Below are 20,294 nucleotides of genomic sequence, written 5' to 3' on the forward strand. Positions count from 1 at the left end.
GACCGGGGCGGCGGGCCTTTACTCGGGCAAGGCCCTCGCCGCCTCCACGCACTCCTTGAGCACGCGGGCGTCCCCGACCTGGTTGGCCAGCAGCAGCACCAGGCGGGCGTTGAGCAGGGCGGACTGTTGCTCGGACAGGCCCTGGTGGGCGTCGAGCAGCTGCTCGTAGAAGCCGTCGGCGTCCTGCAGGTTCAGTTGCGTCTTCATGCGGCTTCCTCCTCCAGCGCCGTGCCCAGGGCCTGGCCGACGGCGTGCACCAGGGCGGCGTCGACGGTTTCGCCCGTCGCCGCGACGTAGCTGTCCGGTCGCACCAGCGCCCAGGCGTGGCCGAACACGTGGCAGGCGCCTTGCAGGTGCCCCTTGGGGTCGCGCACGTGTTCGAGGGCGCCGGGCGGGTCGTCGGGTCCGAGGACCTGCACGCAGCGCACCGGGGCGGACTCGCACAGGCCGCGCAGCCGCGCCAGGGAGGCCTGGCCGACCGAGCCGAAGAGGAGGACCAGCAGGCGGCCGTCGGCCCAGCGCAGCAGGTCGTTGACCCGCCCGGGCGAGCCGTCGGGCCAGGCGAAGGACACGTTCTGCACCGACAGGCCGCCGGTGCGGTCGCAGGCGCTGGAGCGGGTGTAGGGGTTGGCGATCGCCATGCGGCCGGTGTTCACGAACTGCCTGGCGAACGGGTGCTGCTTGGCCAGGCTCAGCGCCGCGTCCCGGAACAGCTTCTCCACCGGCGTGGCGGGGCGCAGGAAGCGGGCCGTGCGGTTGGTCACCATCACGTTCTGCCTGGCCGCCTCGTGCCGCTCCTCGTGGTAGCTGTCCAGCAGCGCCGGCGCCGCACGGCCGCGGATCACCGCGGCCAGCTTCCAGGCCAGGTTGTCCGCATCGGCGATGCCGGTGTTGCCGCCGCGGGCGCCGAAGGGGCTGACGACCTTGGCCGAGTCGCCCATGAAGAACACCCGGCCATGGCGCATCTCGTCCACGCATTCGCTGCGGTAGGCGTAAGGACCGACCCAGACGATCTCGATGCCCGCGTCGGCGCCGAACTGCCGCGCCAGGCGTTCGCGCACCACGTCCTCGCGGCTCACCTCCGCCGGGTCGGCGTCCGGCGCCATCTGGTAGTCGATGCGCCAGACGTCGTCGCCCATCAGGTGCTGCCAGACGGCGCGGTTCTCGTTGAACGGCGCCTCGATCCAGGTGTGGCGCTCCACCGGCGGGTGCTTGCGGAAGCGCACGTCCGCGATGCACCAGCGGTCGTCGCCCTTCTTCGCCGTGACGGAGGCGCCCACCCACTGGCGAAAGGGGCTGTGCGAGCCGGTCGCGTCGATGACGTAGTCCGCGCGCATCTGGTACTCGCCGGCGGGCGTCGTGATCGACAGCGTGGCGCATTCGCCGTCCTGCCGGAACGCGGTGACGCGGTTCTGCCAGCGCAGGTCCACGTTGCCCAATTCCACGATGCGGTCGACCAGGAAGGCCTCGATGTAGAACTGCTGGATGTTGATGAAGGGCGGCTGCGTCGACAGGTTGTAGGCGCTCTGCTGCCGCAGGTCGAAGGAATAGACCTCGTGCTGGCCGGCGAAGGTGCGGCCCACGCTCCACTGGATGCCCTTTGCCGCGATGCGCTCGTACACGCCCAGGCGCTCGAAGATCTCCAGCGACTTCTGCGTGTAGCAGATGCCGCGGGAGGAAGCGCCCTTGACGCCGACCGTGTTGTCCTCGTCCAGCAGTACCGCCTCGATGCCGTACTGCGCGAGCGCGCAGGCAGCCGTGAGCCCGGTGATGCCGCCGCCCACGATGACGATCGGGTGGTGGCTCGCCTGGCCGGAGGCGATCTCCGGCGGCTCGCGGAAGGCGTATTCGGGCAGCTGGTAGCCGCTGCCCTGGGCGAACTGGTAGCCGTTGGTGAGCGCCGTCTCGGCGTAGCTCTCCGCCATGGCGTGTCTCCTCGTTGGAATTGGATCCCGGTCAGCCGCGGGACGGCGGCGCTGCCGTCACTTCTTGACGAACTCGGGACGGTCGTTCTGCTGGGGCTTCAGCGGCGCGGCCGCCTTGCCGGCGGCGCGGTCGGCGCGCCATTGCTCCTTGCGCGCCGTCCACTCCTTCAGGCGCGCATGGGCGGTCTTGCTCTCCTGCAGCATCTGGAACTCGTCCGCGAGCTGGGCCGTGAGCTCCAGGCGGATCCCGTTCGGGTCGAAGAAATAGATGCTGTGGAAGATGTGGTGGTCCGTGATGCCGAGCACCTCGACGCTGTTGGCCTCCAGCCGGGCCTTCATGTCCCGCAGCGCCTGCATCGAGTCGACCCGGAAGGAGATGTGCTGCACCCACTTGGGGGTGTTGGCCGACGGCTCGGCGGCCACGTCGTCGCCGAGGTCGAAGAAGGCGATGAACGAGCCGTCCTGCAGCCGGAAGAAGAAGTGCGTGTAGGGGCAGTACTCGCCCGTGCTCGGCACGACGTCGCTCTGGATGATGTGGTACAGCGGCAGGCCGAGGATGTCCTCGTAGAAGCGGCGGGTTTCCTCCGCATCCCTGGCGCGGTAGGCGACGTGGTGCAGCTGGTGGATCGGCGCGGGGGCGGGCAGCGCGCCCGCGTCCTTCATGACGGCGGCCATGGAAGCTCCTGGATTTACCTATGCGTAACGCGTTTACTATACCGTAACGCTCTCCCCCGCTCCAGAGCGCCTGCGCAAGGCGTTTGGCAACACTTATCCATCACGGAAAACGAATAGCCTTGTTCCATAGGGTGCATTGAGGCTCACTATTAGACGGCGCCCGGGCGCGTCACTACGCTTGCAGCGTCTCCGGCCCGGCCGGAGCGCATCGCTTCCCCTGTTCATCCACGCAGAAGGAGATCTCCATGGCAGCACTCAAAGGCTCCAAGACGGAAGAGAACCTGAAGGCCGCCTTCGCGGGCGAGTCCCAGGCCAACCGGCGCTACCTGTACTTCGCGAACAAGGCCGACGTCGAGGGCCAGAACGACGTGGCGGCGCTGTTCCGGTCGACGGCCGAAGGCGAGACGGGGCATGCCCACGGCCACCTGGAGTGGCTGGAACAGGTCGGCGACCCCGCCACCGGCCTGCCCATAGGCCCCACGCGCGACAACCTCAAGGCCGCCGTCGCCGGCGAGACCCACGAGTACACGGACATGTACCCCGGCATGGCCAAGACCGCGCGCCAGGAAGGCTTCGACGAGATCGCCGACTGGTTCGAGACCCTGGCCAAGGCGGAGCGCTCGCACGCGAACCGCTACACGAAGGCGCTGAACGAACTGGCCGACTGATCCGGCCTGTCCCTCCCCCACTGGGGGAGGGTTGGGGTGGGGGCGCTGCCGGCGCGCGTCCCGACCCCAGCCCTCCCATAGACACCCCGCTCCACGGAGACAAGATGGCCGTCCGCGAAGGCAATCTCCAGGCGCCCACGCGCCACCCCATCGCCTGGAAATCGCCCGAGTACTACGACGAGGGCGCGACCCTCCAGGAGCTGGAGCGCATCTTCGACATCTGCCACGGCTGCCGCCGCTGCGTGAGCCTGTGCGGCGCCTTCCCCACGCTGTTCGACCTGGTGGACGAGGGCAAGACGGGCGAGATCGACGGCGTCGAGAAGAAGGACTTCTGGAAGGTCGTCGACCAGTGCTACCTGTGCGACCTGTGCTACATGACCAAGTGCCCCTACGTGCCGCCGCACGAGTGGAACGTGGACTTCCCGCACACCATGCTTCGCGCCAAGGCGATCAAGTTCAAGAACGGCGGCGTGGACTTCGGCTCGAAATTCCTGTCCTCCACCGACGTGCACGGCAAGTTCGCCGGCATCCCGGTGGTCGTGCAGATTGCCAACGCGGTGAACCAGACCAAGCCGATGCGCGCGGCCATGGAAAAGACGCTGCACGTGGACCGCAATGCCTGGCTGCCGGCGCTGGCCACGCGCAAGTTCCGCAGTGCCGCGCCGAAAGCCGCCGACCTGCCGGTCAAGGACGGCGAACGCACGCCGGGCAAGGTCGCGATCTTCGCCACCTGCTACGTCAACTACAACGAGCCCGGCATCGGCCTGGACCTGCTGAAGGTCCTGGCGCACAACGAGATCCCTTACGTGCTGGTGAACAAGGAGCAGTGCTGCGGCATGCCCAAGCTGGAGCTCGGCGACCTGGAGTCGGTGGACGCCGCCAAGCGCGCCAACGTGCCGGTGCTGCTGAAGTACGCGAAGGAGGGCTACGCCATCCTCTCCGCCGTCCCCAGCTGCACCCTCATGTTCAAGCAGGAGATCCCGCTCATGTACCCCGGGGAGGCCGACGTGGAAGCGGTCAAGGAAGCCATGTGGGATCCCTTCGAGTACCTGGCCGCGCGCCGCCGCGACGGCCTGCTCAAGACCGAGTTCCCCCAGCCCCTGGGCAAGGTGAGCTACCAGGTGCCTTGCCACACGCGGGTGCAGAACTTCGGCAAGAAGACCGAGGAGCTGCTCAAGATGGTGCCCGGCACCTTCGTGCACACCAACGAGCGCTGCTCCGGCCATGCCGGCACCTTCGGCGTGAAGAAGCCCTACCACGAGGTCGCGATGAAGATCGGCCGGCCGCTGTTCCGCAAGATGGCGGAGCACCCGCAGGGCGGCGCGCCCGACTACATCAGCTCCGACTGCCCGCTGGGCGGGCACCACATCGACCAGGGTTTCGACCGCAACGGCCTCGGCACGCCGCGGCTGGAGCATCCCATCTCGCTGCTGCGGATGGCCTACGGATTGGACTGAATTCCAGCCATGCAACTCACCGGCAAGATCACGGCCGACAGCCTCATGACGCTGGAGGCCTATGCGAAATGGCGCAAGCTGCACCACGGCGAGCTCGTGGCGCACCGCAAGCTGCGCAACGTGCACCTCGGCGAGAACCTCACCGTGCAGTTCGAAAGCGAACTCACGATGCGCTACCAGATCCAGGAGATGCTGCGCATCGAGAAGATCTTCGAGGAGGAGGGCATCCAGCAGGAGATCGATGCCTATGCGCCGCTGGTGCCGGACGGCGGCAACTGGAAGGCCACGATGCTCATCGAGTACCCGGACGAGAACGAGCGCCGGCGCGAACTCGCGCGGCTGATCGGCGTGGCCCAGCGCATGTTCGTGGAGGTCGAGGGCCACGCCCGCGTGTACGCGATCGCCGACGAGGACCTGGAGCGCGAGAACGACGAGAAGACGTCGGCGGTGCACTTCCTGCGCTTCGAGCTCACGCCGGCGATGCGCGCGGCGGTGAAGGCGGGCGCGGCGGTGAAACTGGGTTGCGACCACACGCACTATCCGGCGCACGTGGCGATAGCGCCGGAGACGCTGGCGTCGCTGGCGGGCGATCTGCGCTGAGCGCCAGCGAACCCCGCCGCTTCAGGCCGGCGAGAACAGCTCCACCCGGTCCGTGATGATCCCGTCGGTGCCCAGCTGCAACAGCCGCTGCGCCGCCCATTCGTCGTTCACGGTGTAGCTCAGACAGCGCATGCCGCCGGCTTGCACCTTCTTCACGGTGGCTGCATCCCACAGCGCGTGGTTGCACACGATGGCCACGCATTGCAGGCGCTGCGCGACATCCCACCAGCCGTCCCACAGAGTGTCCAGCAGCAGCCCGCGCGGCAGCTGCGGCTGCACCTGCAGGGCGGCCTGCAGCGACTCCGGGCGGAACGACGTGAGCAGCGGCGGCACGTGCTGGCCGCGCCACAGGCGCTCGGCGTAGTTCGCGACGACCTCGCCGGTCTTCGCCTCGTGTCCCGGCGTCGGCTTGATCTCGATGTTCAGGAGATGGCGGTTGGCCAGGCAGTAGCGCGCGACGTTCTCGAAACTGGGCAGCGGCTCGCCCGCATACCGGCGCGAATGCCAGCTGCCGGCGTCGAGCCGCGCGAGCTGGTCCCAGGGCTGGTCGCCGCCGGTGCCCAGGCCATTGGTCGTGCGCTCCAGCGTCGCGTCGTGCATCAGGAAGGGCACGCCGTCGGCCGACAGCTTCACGTCGCACTCGAACATGCGGTAGCCGTGTTCCGCCCCGAGGCGGAAGGCGGCCAGCGTGTTCTCGGGCGCGAGCTTGCCCGCGCCGCGATGGGCGATCCAGCGCGCGTACGGCCAGGCCGTCATGCCGCGATCCGCTTGCCGGTGCCGGCGTCGAACCAATGCAGCCGGTCCGCGCGGGGCGTCACCTTGATCACCTGGTCGGCCACCGGCGAGGGCTGCCCCTCCTCGATGCGGACGATGAGCTGCTCGCCGTTCAGGCGCCCGTAGACGAGGCGTTCGGCCCCCAGCAGTTCCACCGTCTCCGTGCGCACTTCCCAGCCGGTGTCGCTCACGTCCAGGTGCTCGGGACGGATGCCGGTGATGGCGCCGTCGCGGCCGCCCTGCGCCTGCTTGAGCAAATTCATGGGCGGCGAGCCGATGAAGCTGGCCACGAAGGTCGACGCCGGCCGGTGGTACACCTCCTCCGGCGTGCCGAACTGCTCCATGCGGCCCGCGTTCATCACGATCATGCGCTGCGCCAGCGTCATCGCCTCGACCTGGTCGTGCGTCACGAAGAGGGACGTGATGCCCAGTTCGCGGTGCAGCTTCTGGATCTCCAGCCGGGTCTGCGCGCGCAGCTTGGCGTCCAGGTTCGACAGCGGCTCGTCGAACAGGAAGACCTGCGGCTGCCGCACGATGGCGCGGCCCATGGCCACGCGCTGGCGCTGGCCGCCGGAGAGCTGGCGCGGCTTGCGATCGAGCAGGTGCGCCAGTTCCAGGATGCCGGCCGCCTTGTCGACGCGCTGCCTGATCTCGGCCATCGGCATCTTGCGGATCTTCAGGCCGTACGCCATGTTCTCGAACACGCTCATGTGCGGGTAGAGCGCGTAGTTCTGGAACACCATGGCGATGTCGCGCTCGGCCGGCTCGAGCCTGTTCACCACCCGGTCACCGATGGCGATCTCGCCGCCGCTGATTTCCTCCAGGCCGGCGACCATGCGCAGCAGGGTGGACTTGCCGCAGCCGGACGGCCCGACGATGACGACGAACTCGCGGTCGGCGATCTCGGCGTTCACGCCGTGGATCACCTGCAGTTCCTGCTTGCCCTTGCCGTACTTCTTGACGACGTTGCGAAGAGAGATGGAGGCCATGTTTCTAATCGGTTGGCGACAGGGCAGCCATGCGCTGCGCAATTTCCCGGCCTGTCACGCAGGTTCCTACTTTTCCGTATCCACCAGGCCCTTGACGAACCACTTCTGCATCAGGATCACCACCACGGCCGGCGGCAGCATCGCCAGGATGGCCGTGGCCATCACCACGTTCCACTCGATGTAGACCTCGCCGAACAGCAGGCGCTTGATCCCCATGACGATGGGGTACATGCGTTCGTCGGTGGTCACCAGCAGCGGCCAGAGGTACTGGTTCCAGCCGTAGATGAACTGGATGACGAACAGCGCGGCGATCGATGTCTTGGACAGCGGCAGCAGCACGTCGCGGAAGAAGCGCATCGGCCCGGCCCCGTCCATGCGTGCCGCTTCCACCAGTTCGTCGGGCACGGTCAGGAAGAACTGCCGGAACAGGAAGGTGGCGGTGGCCGACGCGATCAGCGGCACGGTCAGGCCCGCCATCGAATTGAGCATCTTGAGGTCGGAGATGACCTCGTACGTCGGCCCGATGCGCACCTCCACCGGCAGCATCAGCGTGAGGAACACCATCCAGAACACGATGTTCTTGGCCGGGAAGCGGAAATACACGATCGCGAACGCCGACAGGATGGAGATGGCGATCTTGCCGATCGCGATGATCAGCGCGCTGGCCAGGCTGATGCCCATCATCGGCAGCGCGGGCGCCACCGTCGCGCCGGCCTCGGTCTTGCCGCCGAACAGCGCGAACCGGTAGCTCTCGACGATGTTGCTGCCGGGCAGCAACGAGATCGGGTAGCTGGAGCTGATCTGCTGCGAGGTCTGCGTCGAGCCGATGAAGGTGACGTAGATCGGGAAGAAGATGACCACGACACCGACCACCAGGATCAGGTGCGAGAAGAAATCGAGGATGGGATTGCGCTGGACCATCAGTAGTGGACCTTCTTTTCCACGAAGCGGAACTGGATGACGGTGAGCGCGACGACGATCACCATCAGCACCACCGACTGGGCGGCCGAGCCGTTGATGTCCATCGCCTTGAAGCCGTCGTAGTAGAGCTTGTAGACCAGGATCGACGTGTCCTTGCCGGGGCCGCCGTTGGTGGCCGCGTCGACGATGGCGAAGGTCTCGAAGAAGGCATAGACGACGTTGATGACGAGCAGGAAGAACGTGGTGGGCGACAGCAGCGGCCACACGATGCTCCAGAAGCGCTTCCAGGGGCCGGCGCCGTCGATGGTCGCGGCCTCGATCAGCGAGGTCGGGATCGACTGCAGGCCCGCCAGGAAGAACAGGAAGTTGTACGAGATGTGCTTCCAGATGGCCGCCATGACGATCAGCGCCATCGCGTGGTTTCCATTGAGCACGTGGTTCCATTCGAACCCCATCTGGATTAGCGCGTAGCGGATCGCCCCGTAGGGCGAGGCGAACATCATCAGCCACAGCACGCCGGCGACCACCGGCGCCACCGCGTAGGGCCAGATCAGGAGGGTCTTGTAGATGCCGGCGCCGCGCACGACGCGGTTCGCCATCACGGCCAGCAGCAGCGAGATCGCCAGCCCGCCGGCCGCGACGAGCGCCGAGAAGACGGCCGTCACGCGGAAGGACACCAGGTAGCCCGGATCGGAGAACAGCCGCTTGAAGTTCTCCAGGCCGACGAACTCGCGGGTGGCGCCGAAGGCGTCCTCCTGCAGCACGCTCTGGTACAGGGCCTGGCCCGCCGGCCAGAAGAAGAACACCAGGATGACGGCCATCTGGGGTGCGATGAGCACCCACGGCAGCCAGGCGGACTTGAACAGGACCCTTTTCTCCATGGCGGCGTATTGTGTCTGAACGCGTGCGTTGCCTGTGATCCGTCACGCCCGCGCAGGCGGGCAGCCCCGGGCTGGCAAGAAAAAGCCCCGCGGCGCGGGGCTTTCCTTCCTGCCCTGGCTTCCCGCCTGGGCGGGAACGACGGCGGTGGCGTCAGGCCTTGTTGGCTTTCTGGAAGCGCTCCAGCTGCTCGTTGCCACGCTTGACGGCGTTGTCGAGGGCTTCCTTGGCGGACTTGCTGCCTTGCCAGACGCCTTCGAGTTCCTCGTCGATGATGGTGCGGATCTGCACGAAGTTGCCCAGGCGCACGCCGCGCGACTTGTCGGTGGTCTTGCGGACCATCTGGTTGACCGAGACGTCGTAGCCGGGGTTCTGCTTGTAGAAGCCGCCCTTTTCGGTGAGTTCGAACGACGCCTTCGTCACCGGCAGGTAACCCGTGCGCTGGTGGCTCGCCGCCGCCACTTCGGGCTTCGACAAGTAGTTGAGGAATTGCGCGACGCCCTTGTACTCGTCGGGCTTCTTGCCGGCCATCACCCACAGGCTGGCGCCGCCGATCACGGTGTTCTGCGGCGCGCCCGGAACGTCCGGGTAGTAGGGCAGGGCGCCGATGCCGTAGCCGAACTTGCTGTTGCGCTTGACGCTGCCGGCCAGCGCCGAGGACCCGGTGATCATGGCGCACTCGCCCGAGACGAACGTGGCGTCGGCCTTGTTCTCGCGGCCCTTGTAGACGAACAGGCCGCCCTTGGCCATGTTGGCCAGGTTCTCGATGTGGCGCACGTGCAGCGGGCTGTTGAAGGCCAGGCGCGTGTCCAGCCCGCCGAAGCCGTTGTTCTTCGTCGAGTACAGGACGTTGTGCCAGGCCGAGAAGCTTTCCAGCTGGGTCCAGCTGATCCAGCTGGTGGTGAAGGGGCACTTGTGGCCGGAAGCCTTGAGCTTGGCCGCGGCGAGCGCCACTTCCGGCCAGGTCTTCGGCGGGCTTTCGGGATCGAGCCCGGCGGCCTTGAAGGCATCCTTGTTGTAGTGGAAGACGGGCGTCGAGCTGTTGAAGGGATAGCTGAGCATCTGGCCGTTCGGCGCCGTGTAGTAGCCGGCCACGGCAGGCACGTAGATGCTGGGATCGAACTTCAGGCCGGCCTGGGTCATCACCTGCGCCACCGGCACGATCGCGCCCTTGGCGGCCATCATCGTGGCGGTGCCGACTTCGAACACCTGGATCAGGTGCGGTGCATTGCCCGCGCGATAGGCCGCGATGCCGGCGGTCATCGACTCGGCATAGCTGCCCTTGAACGTGGGGACGACCTTGTAGTCCTTCTGGCTGGCGTTGAAGTCCTTGGCCAGGTCGTTGACCCACTCGCCGAGGGCCCCGCCCATGGAATGCCACCACTGGATCTCCGTCTGCGCCTGCGCCGGGGCAGCGGCGAAGAGGGCGGCGGTGAGCGCCAGGGCGGATAGCTTCATTTTCATTCGATGACTCCTGAACGGATTGCGGTGAAGGCCGTAACTCTACGGTCTTCGGGTGACCGGGCATTAGACAGAGGCGCCCCCAGCGCGGCAAGCGGGTTTCCCATGACCGCCGCCTCGGCCTTGCTGCGCTGCGGTAACATCCCCCTTCAGCCGAGTGAACGTCTGGCTGACACAGCCCTGACACGATGAACGCGCCAACGACACTCGAACAACTCATGGCGGCCGTCGACGGCGACGCCCCGCGCCTGCGCGAGATCCCCTACAACTACACCTCGTTCTCCGACCGGGAGATCGTGATCCGGGTGCTCGGCTCGCGCGCCTGGGAGATCCTCGATCGCCTGCGCGACGAGCGCCGCACCGGCCGCTCGGCACGCATGCTCTACGAGGTGCTGGGCGACATCTGGGTGGTCCAGCGCAATCCCTACCTGCAGGACGACCTGCTGGACAACCCCAAGCGCCGGCGCCAGCTGGTGGAGGCGCTGCACCACCGCCTGGGCGAAGTCGAGAAGCGGCGTGACGCGCAGGGCGACCCGCAGCGCGACGCGCTGGTGGGCGAACTGCTGGCGGATGCGGGCCGCGCCGTCGAAGCCTTCGACCGCGCCTTCACCAAGACCGCGGAACTGCGTGCGCGCGCGCAACGCCTGCTGCGCCGCTATACGGCAAAAGACAACATCAAGTTCGACGGCATGTCGCGCGTCTCGCACGTGACCGACGCGACCGACTGGCGGGTCGAGTACCCGTTCGTGGTGCTGACGCCCGACACCGAGGCCGAGATGGCCGGCCTGGTCAAGGGCTGCATCGAGCTGGGCCTGACGATCATCCCGCGCGGCGGCGGCACCGGCTACACCGGCGGCGCGATCCCGCTCACGTGGAAGAGCGCGGTGATCAACACCGAGAAGCTCGAGTCCATGACCGAGGTCGAGAAGATCGCCATCCCCGGCCATGCGGAGCCGGTGCCGACGATCTGGACCGAGGCCGGCGTGGTGACGCAGCGCGTGTCCGATGCCGCCGAACGGGCGGGCTTCGTGTTCGCCGTCGACCCGACCTCGGCCGAGGCCTCGTGCATCGGCGGCAACGTCGCGATGAACGCCGGCGGCAAGAAGGCCGTGCTCTGGGGCACGGCCCTGGACAACCTGGTGTCCTGGCGCATGGTCACGCCCGACGCGGAGTGGCTGGAGGTCGTGCGCCTGGACCACAACCTGGGCAAGATCCACGACGCGCCGGTCGCCACCTTCGAGCTGCGCTACTTCGGCGCGTCGAACCGGATCGACTGGAACAAGCCGGACCGCACCGAGCGGCTGGAGATCCCGGGTTCGCGCTTCCGCAAGGAAGGCCTGGGCAAGGACGTCACCGACAAGTTCCTCTCCGGGCTGCCCGGCATCCAGAAGGAAGGCTGCGACGGCCTGATCACCAGCGCGCGCTGGGTCGTGCACCGCATGCCGGCGCACACCCGCACGGTCTGCATGGAGTTCTTCGGCAACGCCAGGGACGCGGTGCCCAGCATCGTGGAGATCAAGGACTTCATGTTCGCCGAGCAGCGCCGCAGCGGCGTGGTGCTCGCCGGCCTGGAGCACCTGGACGACCGCTACCTGCGTGCGGTCGGCTACACGACGAAATCGAAGCGGGGCGGCTTGCCCAAGATGGTCCTGATCGGCGACATCGCCGGCGACGACCCCGATGCGGTCGGGCGTGCGACGTCGGAAGTGGTGCGCCTGGCGAATTCGCGCAGCGGCGAGGGCTTCATCGCGATCAGCCCGGAAGCGCGCAAGAAGTTCTGGCTGGACCGCAAGCGCACCGCCGCCATCAGCAAGCACACCAATGCCTTCAAGATCAACGAGGACGTGGTGATCCCCTTGCCGCGGATGGCGGAGTACACCGACGGCATCGAGCGCATCAACATCGAGCTGAGCCTGCGCAACAAGATCCAGCTCGCCGGCGAACTCGAAGTCTTCTTCGCGCGCGGCAACCTGCCGCTCGGCCGGCAGGACGATGCCGGCGAGATCCCCTCGGCGGAACTGCTGGAGGACCGCGTGCAGCAGGCGATCGCGTTGATCCGCGACGTGCGCGCGCAGTGGCAGGGCTGGCTGGACGGCGTGGAGACGCTGTTCCCGCAGTTGCAGGACCACTCGCTGCGCGCCAGCTGGAAGACGCAGATCCGCGCTCCGCTGGCCGCCGTCTTCTCCGGCAATGCCTTCACGCCGCTGCTGGCCGAAGTGAACGCGATCCACAAGCGCGTGCTCAAGGGCCGGGTCTGGGTGGCGCTGCACATGCATGCCGGCGACGGCAACGTGCACACGAACATCCCCGTCAACAGCGACGACTACCAGATGCTGCAGACGGCCCACGAGGCGGTGAAGCGCATCATGGTGCTGGCGCGCTCGCTCGACGGCGTGATCTCCGGCGAGCACGGCATCGGCATCACCAAGCTCGAATTCCTCACCGACGAGGAGATCGCGCCCTTTGCCGACTACAAGCAGCGGGTCGACCCCGAGGGCCGCTTCAACAAGGGCAAGCTGCTGCGCCCCTCGACCGCAGGCGAAGTGGACGCCGACACCTCGGTGTACGCGGACCTGACCAACGCCTACACGCCGTCCTTCGGCCTGATGGGGCACGAGTCGATCATCATGCAGCAGTCGGACATCGGCGCGATCGCCGATTCGATCAAGGACTGCCTGCGCTGCGGCAAGTGCAAGCCGGTGTGCGCCACCCACGTGCCGCGCGCCAACCTGCTGTACAGCCCGCGCAACAAGATCCTGGCCACCTCGCTGCTGGTGGAGGCCTTCCTCTACGAGGAGCAGACGCGCCGCGGCGTGTCCATCAAGCACTGGGAGGAGTTCGAGGACGTCTCCGAGCACTGCACGGTGTGCCACAAGTGCGTGAACCCCTGCCCGGTGAACATCGACTTCGGCGACGTGTCGATGAACATGCGCAACCTCCTGCGCAAGATGGGGCAGAAGAGCTTCCGGCCCGGCAATGCCGCCGCGATGCTGATGCTCAACGCCACCAGCCCGGAGACGATCAAGGTGATCCGCGGGCTGATGGTGGGCGTCGGCTTCCGGGCCCAGCGCCTGGGCAACACGGTGCTGCGCGCCCTGGCGCACCTGCAGGTGAACAAGCCGCCGGAGACGCATTTCCCCGCACCGATCAAGGAGCAGGTGGTCCACTTCGTCAACAAGAAGCTGCCTGCCGGCATGCCGACGAAGACCGCGCGCGCGCTGCTGGACATCGAGGACAAGGACTACGTCCCCATCATCCGGGACCCGCAGGCGACCAACGCGGAATCCGAAGCGGTCTTCTATTTCCCCGGTTGCGGCTCCGAACGGCTGTTCTCGCAGGTGGGGCTGGCGACGCAGGCCATGCTGTGGCATGCGGGCGTGCAGACGGTGCTGCCGCCAGGTTACCTGTGCTGCGGCTATCCGCAGCGCGGCTCGGGCCAGTTCGACAAGGCCGAGAAGATGATCACCGACAACCGGGTGCTGTTCCACCGCGTGGCCAACACGCTGAACTACCTGGACATCAAGACGGTGGTGGTCTCCTGCGGCACCTGCTACGACCAGCTGCAGGGCTACGAGTTCGACAAGATCTTCCCCGGCTGCCGCATCATCGACATCCACGAGTACCTGCTGGAAAAGGGCATCAAGCTCGAAGGCGCCGGCGGCTACCTGTTCCACGACCCGTGCCACTCGCCGATGAAGCTGCAGGAGCCGCTGAAGACCGTGAAGGCGCTCATGGGCGAGAACGTGCGCAAGTCCGAGCGCTGCTGCGGCGAGTCCGGCACCTTCGGCGTGACGCGCCCCGACATCGCCACGCAGGTGCGCTTCCGCAAGGAAGAAGAGCTGCGCAAGGACGAAGCGGCGCTGCGCGCCTCGGGGGCCGTGCCGGAGAAGGGCAACATCAAGATCCTCACCAGCTGCCCGAGCTGCCTGCAAGGCATGCACCGCTACAACCACGACCTGCAGAACGGCCTGCTGGAGGCCGACTACATCGTCGTGGAGATGGCGAACAAGATCCTGGGCGAGGACTGGATGAAGCAGTACGTGGCGGCTGCGAACAACGGCGGCATCGAGCGGGTGCTGGTGTGAATCCCGCGGGCTGCGCGCTGTGCGATGCGGCCGGCGGCCGGGTGGTCGTGCAGGCGCCCAGGTGGCGCCTGATCCACGCCGAAGAGCCCGGCTTTCCCGCCTTCTACCGCGTGGTGTGGCAGGAGCACATGCGCGAGTTCTCGCAGCTCGCCGCTGCCGACCGCATGGCCTGCCTCGACGTGGCCGTCGCGGTCGAGCAGGCGCTGATCCGTCACCTGCAGCCGGCCAAGGTGAACCTCGCTTCCCTCGGCAACGCGGTGCCGCACCTGCACTGGCACGTCATCGCCCGCTTCGATTGGGACAGCCACTTCCCCGGCGCGGTCTGGGCCAGCCCGCAGCGGCCGGCGGACGCCTTGCGGCTGCAGGAAGTCGCCGCGCGCCTGCCGGCGCTCGAGGACGATCTGCGGCGCGTGTTGCCGGGCGCGGCCTGAAACACCCGCGTTCGTGACATCCCGCGCGGGGGAAGCGGCTGCCTCCCCCGGGCGGCGGGCACCGTGTCCCGCGGTGACCGTGTATAACCCACCCGGTCGAGTTGCGACAGCGCTTCCCGGAGGTTCCTCCCATGCCTGGCCCCCGTCGATTCCAGTGGCTCGCGTCGCTCGTTGCCGCGAGCCTGCTGCTGGTGCTGGCGCCCGCGCGGGCCCATACGGCGGGTGAAGTGGAGTTCGCGCGCGGCGTCGGCTTCGCCCAGGCGCCTGGCGAGGCGCCGCGCACCCTGGGCCGCGGCCTTCCCCTGCGCGAAGGCGACCGGCTGACCACTTCGCAAGGGGCGTTCGCCATCGTGCGGCTGCAGGACGGCACCCGCGTGACCGTGCGCCCCGACTCCGAGCTGGTGCTGCAGCAATACCGGTTCCGCCCGGACGCGTCGGACAACGGCATGCTGATGCAACTGGTGCGCGGCGGCTTCCGCGCGGTCACCGGCCTGCTTGTCAAGGGCTCGCCCAGCGCCGCGCGCGTGCAGACCAGCACCGCCACGATCGGCATCCGCGGCACCGATTTCGACGCCCGCCTGTGCACCACCCGCGAGTGCGCGCAGGAGTCCAGCCAGGTGCAGGAAAGCGCGCGACCCAACGCCGTCCAGGCCAGCGCCAGGCTCACGGGCGTGCAGGGCGAGATCTTCGCGACCGACGCTGCCGGCAACCGCCGCCGCGTCGTCGAAGGCGGCAGCGTCTACCCCGGCGACGTGGTGGAGACGGCCCGCGGCGCGCAAGCCGTGCTCGCCTTTCGCGACGACACGCGCGTGGCGCTCGGCTCGCAGGCGCGCTTTCGCATCGACAACTTCGTCTACGACGACCGGAACGCGGCCGAGGGCCGGTTCCTGGTGTCCGTGCTGCGCGGCTCCATCCGGGCGCTCACCGGGCTGATCGCGCGGGCGAACAACCGCAACGTGGGCTTCGGCACCGCGACGGCCAGCATCGGTGTCCGCGGCACCGGCTTCGACCTCACCTGCACCGGGCCTTGTGCCGCCGAGCCGGGCGAAGCGGACACGGGCCTCACCCTGTGGACCTGGCTGGGTGCGATCGAGGTCGGCCAGGCCGGCCAGGCCGCGCTGCAGGTGCTGCAGGCCGGCCAGGGCGTTTTCATCCCGGCCAGCGGCGCGCTGGTCCCGATCGCCAACGAGCCCGGCAGCACGCTGCCACGCCCCGACCAGGTCAACTTGCCGGCCAGGCTGTTCGCCGAGGCCGACCTGTCCGACGCGGAGCAGGGCCTGTTCGTGTTCGTGCGCGACGGGCACATCGAGATCGCCACGCTGGGCGAGGTGCTGCACCTCGGCCGCGGCGAGGCGGGCTTCGCGGGCCCGGGGGGCGACACCCTGCGGCCGACCTTCATCCCCCGGTTCATGGACTTCGATCGCATTCCGCTGCCGACCTCGCGCAACCCGCTGCTCATGAGCGTGCTGGGCGAGTCCGGCGTGCGCGGCAGCCAGGTCTGCAAATAGACGCCCGCGTGGCAGGCGGTTCCCCCAAGAAGAACGAGCGGCATAGAAACATGACTGGCACCGTCCCGCCGCGCGCAGCGCGGCACGCCCTGCTCGCCCTCGTCGCTCTCGCCGCAGGCAACGCCGAGGCGCAGGCTACCCTCCCTCCCGCGGCGCCGCGCCCGGAGCCGCCGATGGCGACGCCCGCCGCGCCGGTGGTGTTCGCGATCCGGGGCTTTCGCATCGGCGGCGAGAACCCGATCGGCGAAGCGGATGCGCAGCGGGTGCTGGCGCCTTTCGTCCGCGCCGACGCGACCCTGGCCACGCTGCAGCAGGCCACGGCTGCCCTCGAGGCGGAACTGCGCGCCCGCGGCCACGGCCTGCACCGCGTCGCCCTGCCGCCGCAGGAGGTGGGCGCGACCGTGCGCCTGGACATCGTGAAGTTCACGATCGGCAAGGTCGCCATCGAAGGCGCGCGGATCCACGACGAGGGCAACATCCGGCGCACGCTGCCGGAGCTGCGCGAAGGCGGGAGCCCCAACTTCCGCACCCTCGCGGTCCAGACGGCGATCGCCAACGAGAACCCGAACAAGCAGGTGCAGGTGGGGCTGCGCGAGTCCGCGGAGCCGGACCGCATCGACGCGACCATCACCGTGAAGGAGCAGCGTCCCTGGACCGCGGGCGTGGCCGTCGCCAACACCGGGCCGGAGTCGACCGGACGCGACCGCGTGATCCTGACCGCGGGCCATACCAACCTGTGGAACCGCGACCACCAGTTCGTCGCCGCGTACACGACCTCCGTCGAGCGCACGGACGACGTCAAGCAGTTCGGCCTGACGTACAAGGTGCCGCTGTACGCGTGGGGCGGGGTCATCGGTGCCACCTACACGCGCTCGGACGTCGTCGGCGACTTCGGCGGCTTCCGCAGCACGGGCGCCGGGCACACCTTCGCGGCCGCGTACACGCAGTACCTGCCGCCCCAAGGCGGCCGCCGCAGCTACCTGTCCTTCGGGCTCGAGGACAAGGTGTTCGATGCCGGGCTGCTGAACGGCCTGCCGTTCGGGCAGGAAGACCGGCGCAGCCGTCCGCTCACGCTCGGCTACACGGCGCGCACCGAGGCCGACAACTCCGCATGGGGCTACAACCTCGAACTCGCGTGGAACACGGGATCCGGTTCCCACAACGACCTGGCCTCCCACCGGAGCGAGGATCCGCGCATCGAGACCGTGCACTTCAAGGCCGTGCGCGGCGCGGCCAGCATGACCGGCGGCGTGTTCACCGGCTGGCTGCTGAACACGCGCGCCCTGTTCCAGTACAGCCCCGACGTGATGATCGCGGGCGAGCAGTTCGGCATCGGCGGCGTGGGCTCCGTGCGCGGGACCGACGCCGACCGTCCGGTGACGGGTGACTCCGGCCTTTCCGTGACGGTGGAACTGCTCACGCCCGAGCCGGCGCCGGGGCTGCGCTTGCTGGCCTTCGCCGACGCCGGTTACGTACGCAACAACAAGCCCGACGACCTCACCAATCCCGCCTGGGATCACCTGGCGAGCGTGGGCGTGGGCCTGCGCTTCGTGCGCGGCGCGCTGGTGGCGACCGCCGACTACGGCAAGCTGGTGCGTGGCAGCCGCGTGCCGCTGGCGCTCAACGCGGGTTCGCCGCAAAAAGGCGACGACCGGCTCTACGTCACGCTCGGTATCCGGTTTTAGCGAAGCCGCCGCGTAAACTGCGCCCATGGCCGGTTTGCGCAGCGACACCCCTTCCCCCACAGCCCTGACCCTGCACGGCGCCTCGCGCGTGCTGGAGGTGGGCTTTTCCGATGGTTCCACCTATCGCATCCCGTTCGAGCTGATGCGGGTGTACTCGCCCTCCGCCGAGGTGCAGGGGCACGGACCCGGCCAGGAGGTGCTGCAGACCGGCAAGCGCGAGGTGCAGGTGGTGTCGCTGGAGCCCGTGGGCAACTACGGCGTCAAGCCGACCTTCTCGGACGGGCACGACAGCGGCATCTTCTCCTGGGACTACCTCTACTTCCTGGGGACGCAGCAGGCACAGCTGTGGGAGGACTACACCCGCCGCCTGGGCGAGGCCGGGGTCGACCGCGACGCCGCCATGCCCGCCAAGGCGGGTCACGCCTGCGGGCACTGACGGAGGGGCGCCATGAGCCAGACCCACTTCGGCTTCCAGTCCGTCGAGGAACGCGAGAAGGCCCGCCGGGTGCGCGGCGTGTTCGATTCCGTCGCGCCGCGCTACGACATGATGAACGACCTCATGTCCATGGGCCTGCACCGGGCCTGGAAGGCCTACGCCGTGCTCGCGGCGGACATCCGCCCCGGCCAGCGCGTGCTGGACATCGCCGGCGGCACGGGCGACCTGGCCCGCGCGTTCGCGCGCAAGGTGGGCAGCGAGGGCCTGGTGGTGCACACCGACATCAATGCCGCCATGCTGCGCGTCGGACGGGACCGGCTGCTCGATGCCGGCATCGTCCTTCCCACCCTGGTCTGCGACGCGGAGAAACTGCCTTTCGCGCCGGAGAGCTTCGACCGCGTCAGCGTCGGCTTCGGCCTGCGCAACATGACGCACAAGGGTGCCGCGCTGGCCGAGATGCACCGGGTGTTGCGTCCGGGCGGCAAATTGCTCGTGCTGGAGTTTTCCAAGGTGGCGAAGCCCCTGGAAAAGGCGTATGACTGGTATTCGTTCAACATCCTGCCGCGGTTGGGGCGGCTGGTGGCCCGCGACGAGGCGAGCTACCGCTACCTGGCGGAGTCGATCCGCATGCATCCGGGGCAGGAGGAGCTGAAGGCGATGATGAAGCAGAGCGGCTTCGGGCACGTGGATTACCACAACCTCACGGCCGGCGTTGCCGCCCTGCATGTTGCAATCAAGTGCTGAGGCCGCATCTGCGCAGGCAAAGGAGAGACGCATGAAACTCTGGACCGTTCTGCTCGCCGGCGTGCTGGCCCTGGGGGCGATGGACGCCGATGCGGCCCGCCGCATGGGCGGCGGCGGCTCGATCGGGCGCCAGTCGTCCAACGTGACGCAGCGCCAGGCCACCCCGCCGACGGCCACGCCCACGGCACCCGCCAACGCGCAACGCAGCACGGCGCCTGACGCGCCGTCCCCCGCCACCGCGCCGCAGCCGCAACGCAGCCGCTGGGGCGGCATGCTGGGCGGCCTGGCCGCCGGCCTGGGCCTCGCCGCGCTGGCGCATGCGCTGGGCTTCGGCGCCGGCTTCGGCAACGTCATGCTGCTGCTGCTCGTGGGCCTGCTGGTCCTGATGGCCGTGGGCATGATGCGCCGCCGCTCCGCCCAACCGGCCGCCGCCGGCATGCCGCGCGGCTCCTACCAGAACAGCGGCCTCAGCGCCGACCAGCCGCTGTCGCCGCGCCAGTACAACCCGCACAAGGTGGGCAACGATGCGTCGGCGCGGCCGTGGGAAAGCGGTTTCGATGCGCAGCATGCGCAGGACGCGGCGCGCGGCAGCGTTCGCATCGGCTCCGCCCTCGCCCCCCAGGGGCAGCAGGACGCGCTGCAGGGCACGCAGAACTGGGGCGTCCCGGCCGGCTTCGACACCCAGGGCTTCCTGGAGGCCGCCAAGCGCAACTTCCTCACGCTGCAGGATGCCTGGGACCGCGGCGAGCTCGCCACCCTGCGCAGCATGATGACCGACGAGATGCTGCAGGAGATCCGCAGCCAGATCGCCGACCGCGACCGCGCGCAGGGCGCCACGCCGCAGAAGACGGACGTGGTCCTGCTGGAGGCGCAACTGCTCGGCATCGAGGAGCTCGCCACGGAATTCATGGCCAGCGTGGAGTTCTCCGGCATGATCCGCGAGGACCCCTCCGCGGGTCCCGCACCCTTCCGCGAGGTCTGGAACATGATCAAGCCCAAGGACGGCACGGCCGGCTGGCTGGTGGCCGGGGTGCAAGCGCTGCAATAGCGCCAGGG

The 20,294-nt window shown here is 68.5% G+C and carries 18 protein-coding genes; 10 read left to right on the forward strand and 8 right to left on the reverse strand.

The annotated features are described in order from the left end of the window. Positions 1 to 18 precede the first annotated feature (18 nt). The 3 genes from AC3EGR_RS02480 to AC3EGR_RS02490 are packed head-to-tail and all read right to left on the reverse strand — an operon-like array spanning position 19 to position 2,600. On the reverse strand, positions 19 to 207 hold the full coding sequence (locus AC3EGR_RS02480) for a DUF2783 domain-containing protein (RefSeq protein ID WP_488544844.1): 189 nt from the start codon (positions 205 to 207) through the stop codon (positions 19 to 21). Next, on the reverse strand, positions 204 to 1,925 hold the full coding sequence (locus tag AC3EGR_RS02485; protein ID WP_488544845.1) for an FAD-dependent oxidoreductase: 1,722 nt from the start codon (positions 1,923 to 1,925) through the stop codon (positions 204 to 206). Before AC3EGR_RS02485 ends, AC3EGR_RS02480 begins: the two co-directional genes overlap by 4 nt. 57 nt (positions 1,926 to 1,982) lie before the next feature. Further along, positions 1,983 to 2,600: a VOC family protein gene (locus AC3EGR_RS02490; RefSeq protein WP_488544846.1), complete on the reverse strand. Its 618-nt coding sequence runs from the start codon at positions 2,598 to 2,600 to the stop codon at positions 1,983 to 1,985. A gap of 245 nt (positions 2,601 to 2,845) precedes the next feature. Here AC3EGR_RS02490 and AC3EGR_RS02495 point away from each other — a divergent pair, with 245 nt between their 5' ends. The 3 genes from AC3EGR_RS02495 to AC3EGR_RS02505 all read left to right on the forward strand — a co-directional run bounded on the left by AC3EGR_RS02495 (position 2,846) and on the right by AC3EGR_RS02505 (position 5,325). Then, the gene (locus tag AC3EGR_RS02495; protein WP_488544847.1) at positions 2,846 to 3,268 is read left to right on the forward strand and encodes a rubrerythrin family protein; all 423 of its coding nucleotides are present in this window, start codon (positions 2,846 to 2,848) and stop codon (positions 3,266 to 3,268) included. A gap of 104 nt (positions 3,269 to 3,372) precedes the next feature. After that, entirely contained in the window at positions 3,373 to 4,725 is a 1,353-nt protein-coding gene (locus AC3EGR_RS02500) for a heterodisulfide reductase-related iron-sulfur binding cluster (protein ID WP_488544848.1), read from the forward strand. A gap of 9 nt (positions 4,726 to 4,734) precedes the next feature. Next, on the forward strand, positions 4,735 to 5,325 hold the full coding sequence (locus tag AC3EGR_RS02505) for a DUF3501 family protein (protein ID WP_488544849.1): 591 nt from the start codon (positions 4,735 to 4,737) through the stop codon (positions 5,323 to 5,325). Between the two features lie 21 nt (positions 5,326 to 5,346). Here AC3EGR_RS02505 and ugpQ read toward each other — a convergent pair whose 3' ends face one another. The 5 genes from ugpQ to ugpB all read right to left on the reverse strand — a co-directional run bounded on the left by ugpQ (position 5,347) and on the right by ugpB (position 10,352). Further along, positions 5,347 to 6,081 carry a glycerophosphodiester phosphodiesterase gene (gene ugpQ / locus AC3EGR_RS02510; RefSeq protein WP_488544850.1) on the reverse strand — a complete coding sequence of 245 codons (735 nt, stop codon included), beginning with the start codon at positions 6,079 to 6,081 and terminating at the stop codon, positions 5,347 to 5,349. Next, positions 6,078 to 7,088 carry a sn-glycerol-3-phosphate import ATP-binding protein UgpC gene (locus AC3EGR_RS02515; protein WP_488544851.1) on the reverse strand — a complete coding sequence of 337 codons (1,011 nt, stop codon included), beginning with the start codon at positions 7,086 to 7,088 and terminating at the stop codon, positions 6,078 to 6,080. Before AC3EGR_RS02515 ends, ugpQ begins: the two co-directional genes overlap by 4 nt. 66 nt (positions 7,089 to 7,154) lie before the next feature. Further along, positions 7,155 to 8,009: a sn-glycerol-3-phosphate ABC transporter permease UgpE gene (gene ugpE, locus AC3EGR_RS02520; RefSeq protein ID WP_488544852.1), complete on the reverse strand. Its 855-nt coding sequence runs from the start codon at positions 8,007 to 8,009 to the stop codon at positions 7,155 to 7,157. Continuing rightward, complete coding sequence (ugpA, locus tag AC3EGR_RS02525; protein ID WP_488544853.1) at positions 8,009 to 8,890, reverse strand: sn-glycerol-3-phosphate ABC transporter permease UgpA; 882 nt, start codon at positions 8,888 to 8,890, stop codon at positions 8,009 to 8,011. Before ugpA ends, ugpE begins: the two co-directional genes overlap by 1 nt. 151 nt (positions 8,891 to 9,041) lie before the next feature. Further along, positions 9,042 to 10,352: a sn-glycerol-3-phosphate ABC transporter substrate-binding protein UgpB gene (ugpB, locus tag AC3EGR_RS02530; RefSeq protein ID WP_488544854.1), complete on the reverse strand. Its 1,311-nt coding sequence runs from the start codon at positions 10,350 to 10,352 to the stop codon at positions 9,042 to 9,044. Between the two features lie 185 nt (positions 10,353 to 10,537). Between ugpB and AC3EGR_RS02535 the strand changes: the two genes are divergently transcribed. The 7 genes from AC3EGR_RS02535 to AC3EGR_RS02565 all read left to right on the forward strand — a co-directional run bounded on the left by AC3EGR_RS02535 (position 10,538) and on the right by AC3EGR_RS02565 (position 20,286). Then, positions 10,538 to 14,434 (forward strand): DUF3683 domain-containing protein, encoded by a 3,897-nt coding sequence (locus AC3EGR_RS02535; RefSeq protein WP_488544855.1) that lies wholly within the window; start codon positions 10,538 to 10,540, stop codon positions 14,432 to 14,434. Next, positions 14,431 to 14,865 (forward strand): HIT family protein, encoded by a 435-nt coding sequence (locus tag AC3EGR_RS02540; RefSeq protein WP_488544856.1) that lies wholly within the window; start codon positions 14,431 to 14,433, stop codon positions 14,863 to 14,865. Before AC3EGR_RS02535 ends, AC3EGR_RS02540 begins: the two co-directional genes overlap by 4 nt. A gap of 131 nt (positions 14,866 to 14,996) precedes the next feature. Next, positions 14,997 to 16,373, forward strand: coding sequence for a FecR family protein (locus AC3EGR_RS02545; RefSeq protein WP_488544857.1), 1,377 nt, complete (start codon positions 14,997 to 14,999; stop codon positions 16,371 to 16,373). Positions 16,374 to 16,423: 50 nt separating this feature from the next. After that, positions 16,424 to 18,058 carry a ShlB/FhaC/HecB family hemolysin secretion/activation protein gene (locus AC3EGR_RS02550; RefSeq protein ID WP_488544858.1) on the forward strand — a complete coding sequence of 545 codons (1,635 nt, stop codon included), beginning with the start codon at positions 16,424 to 16,426 and terminating at the stop codon, positions 18,056 to 18,058. 25 nt (positions 18,059 to 18,083) lie between these two features. Then, a complete protein-coding gene (locus AC3EGR_RS02555) occupies positions 18,084 to 18,494 on the forward strand; it encodes a gamma-butyrobetaine hydroxylase family protein (protein ID WP_488544859.1) in 411 nt (136 codons plus the stop codon). 12 nt (positions 18,495 to 18,506) lie between these two features. Beyond that, positions 18,507 to 19,238 (forward strand): bifunctional demethylmenaquinone methyltransferase/2-methoxy-6-polyprenyl-1,4-benzoquinol methylase UbiE, encoded by a 732-nt coding sequence (ubiE, locus tag AC3EGR_RS02560; protein WP_488544860.1) that lies wholly within the window; start codon positions 18,507 to 18,509, stop codon positions 19,236 to 19,238. A 31-nt stretch (positions 19,239 to 19,269) separates the two neighbouring features. After that, the gene (locus AC3EGR_RS02565; RefSeq protein WP_488544861.1) at positions 19,270 to 20,286 is read left to right on the forward strand and encodes a Tim44 domain-containing protein; all 1,017 of its coding nucleotides are present in this window, start codon (positions 19,270 to 19,272) and stop codon (positions 20,284 to 20,286) included. The last annotated feature ends 8 nt before the right edge of the window (positions 20,287 to 20,294 follow it).

It is taken from the genome of Ramlibacter sp. G4-7 (genome assembly GCF_057784995.1).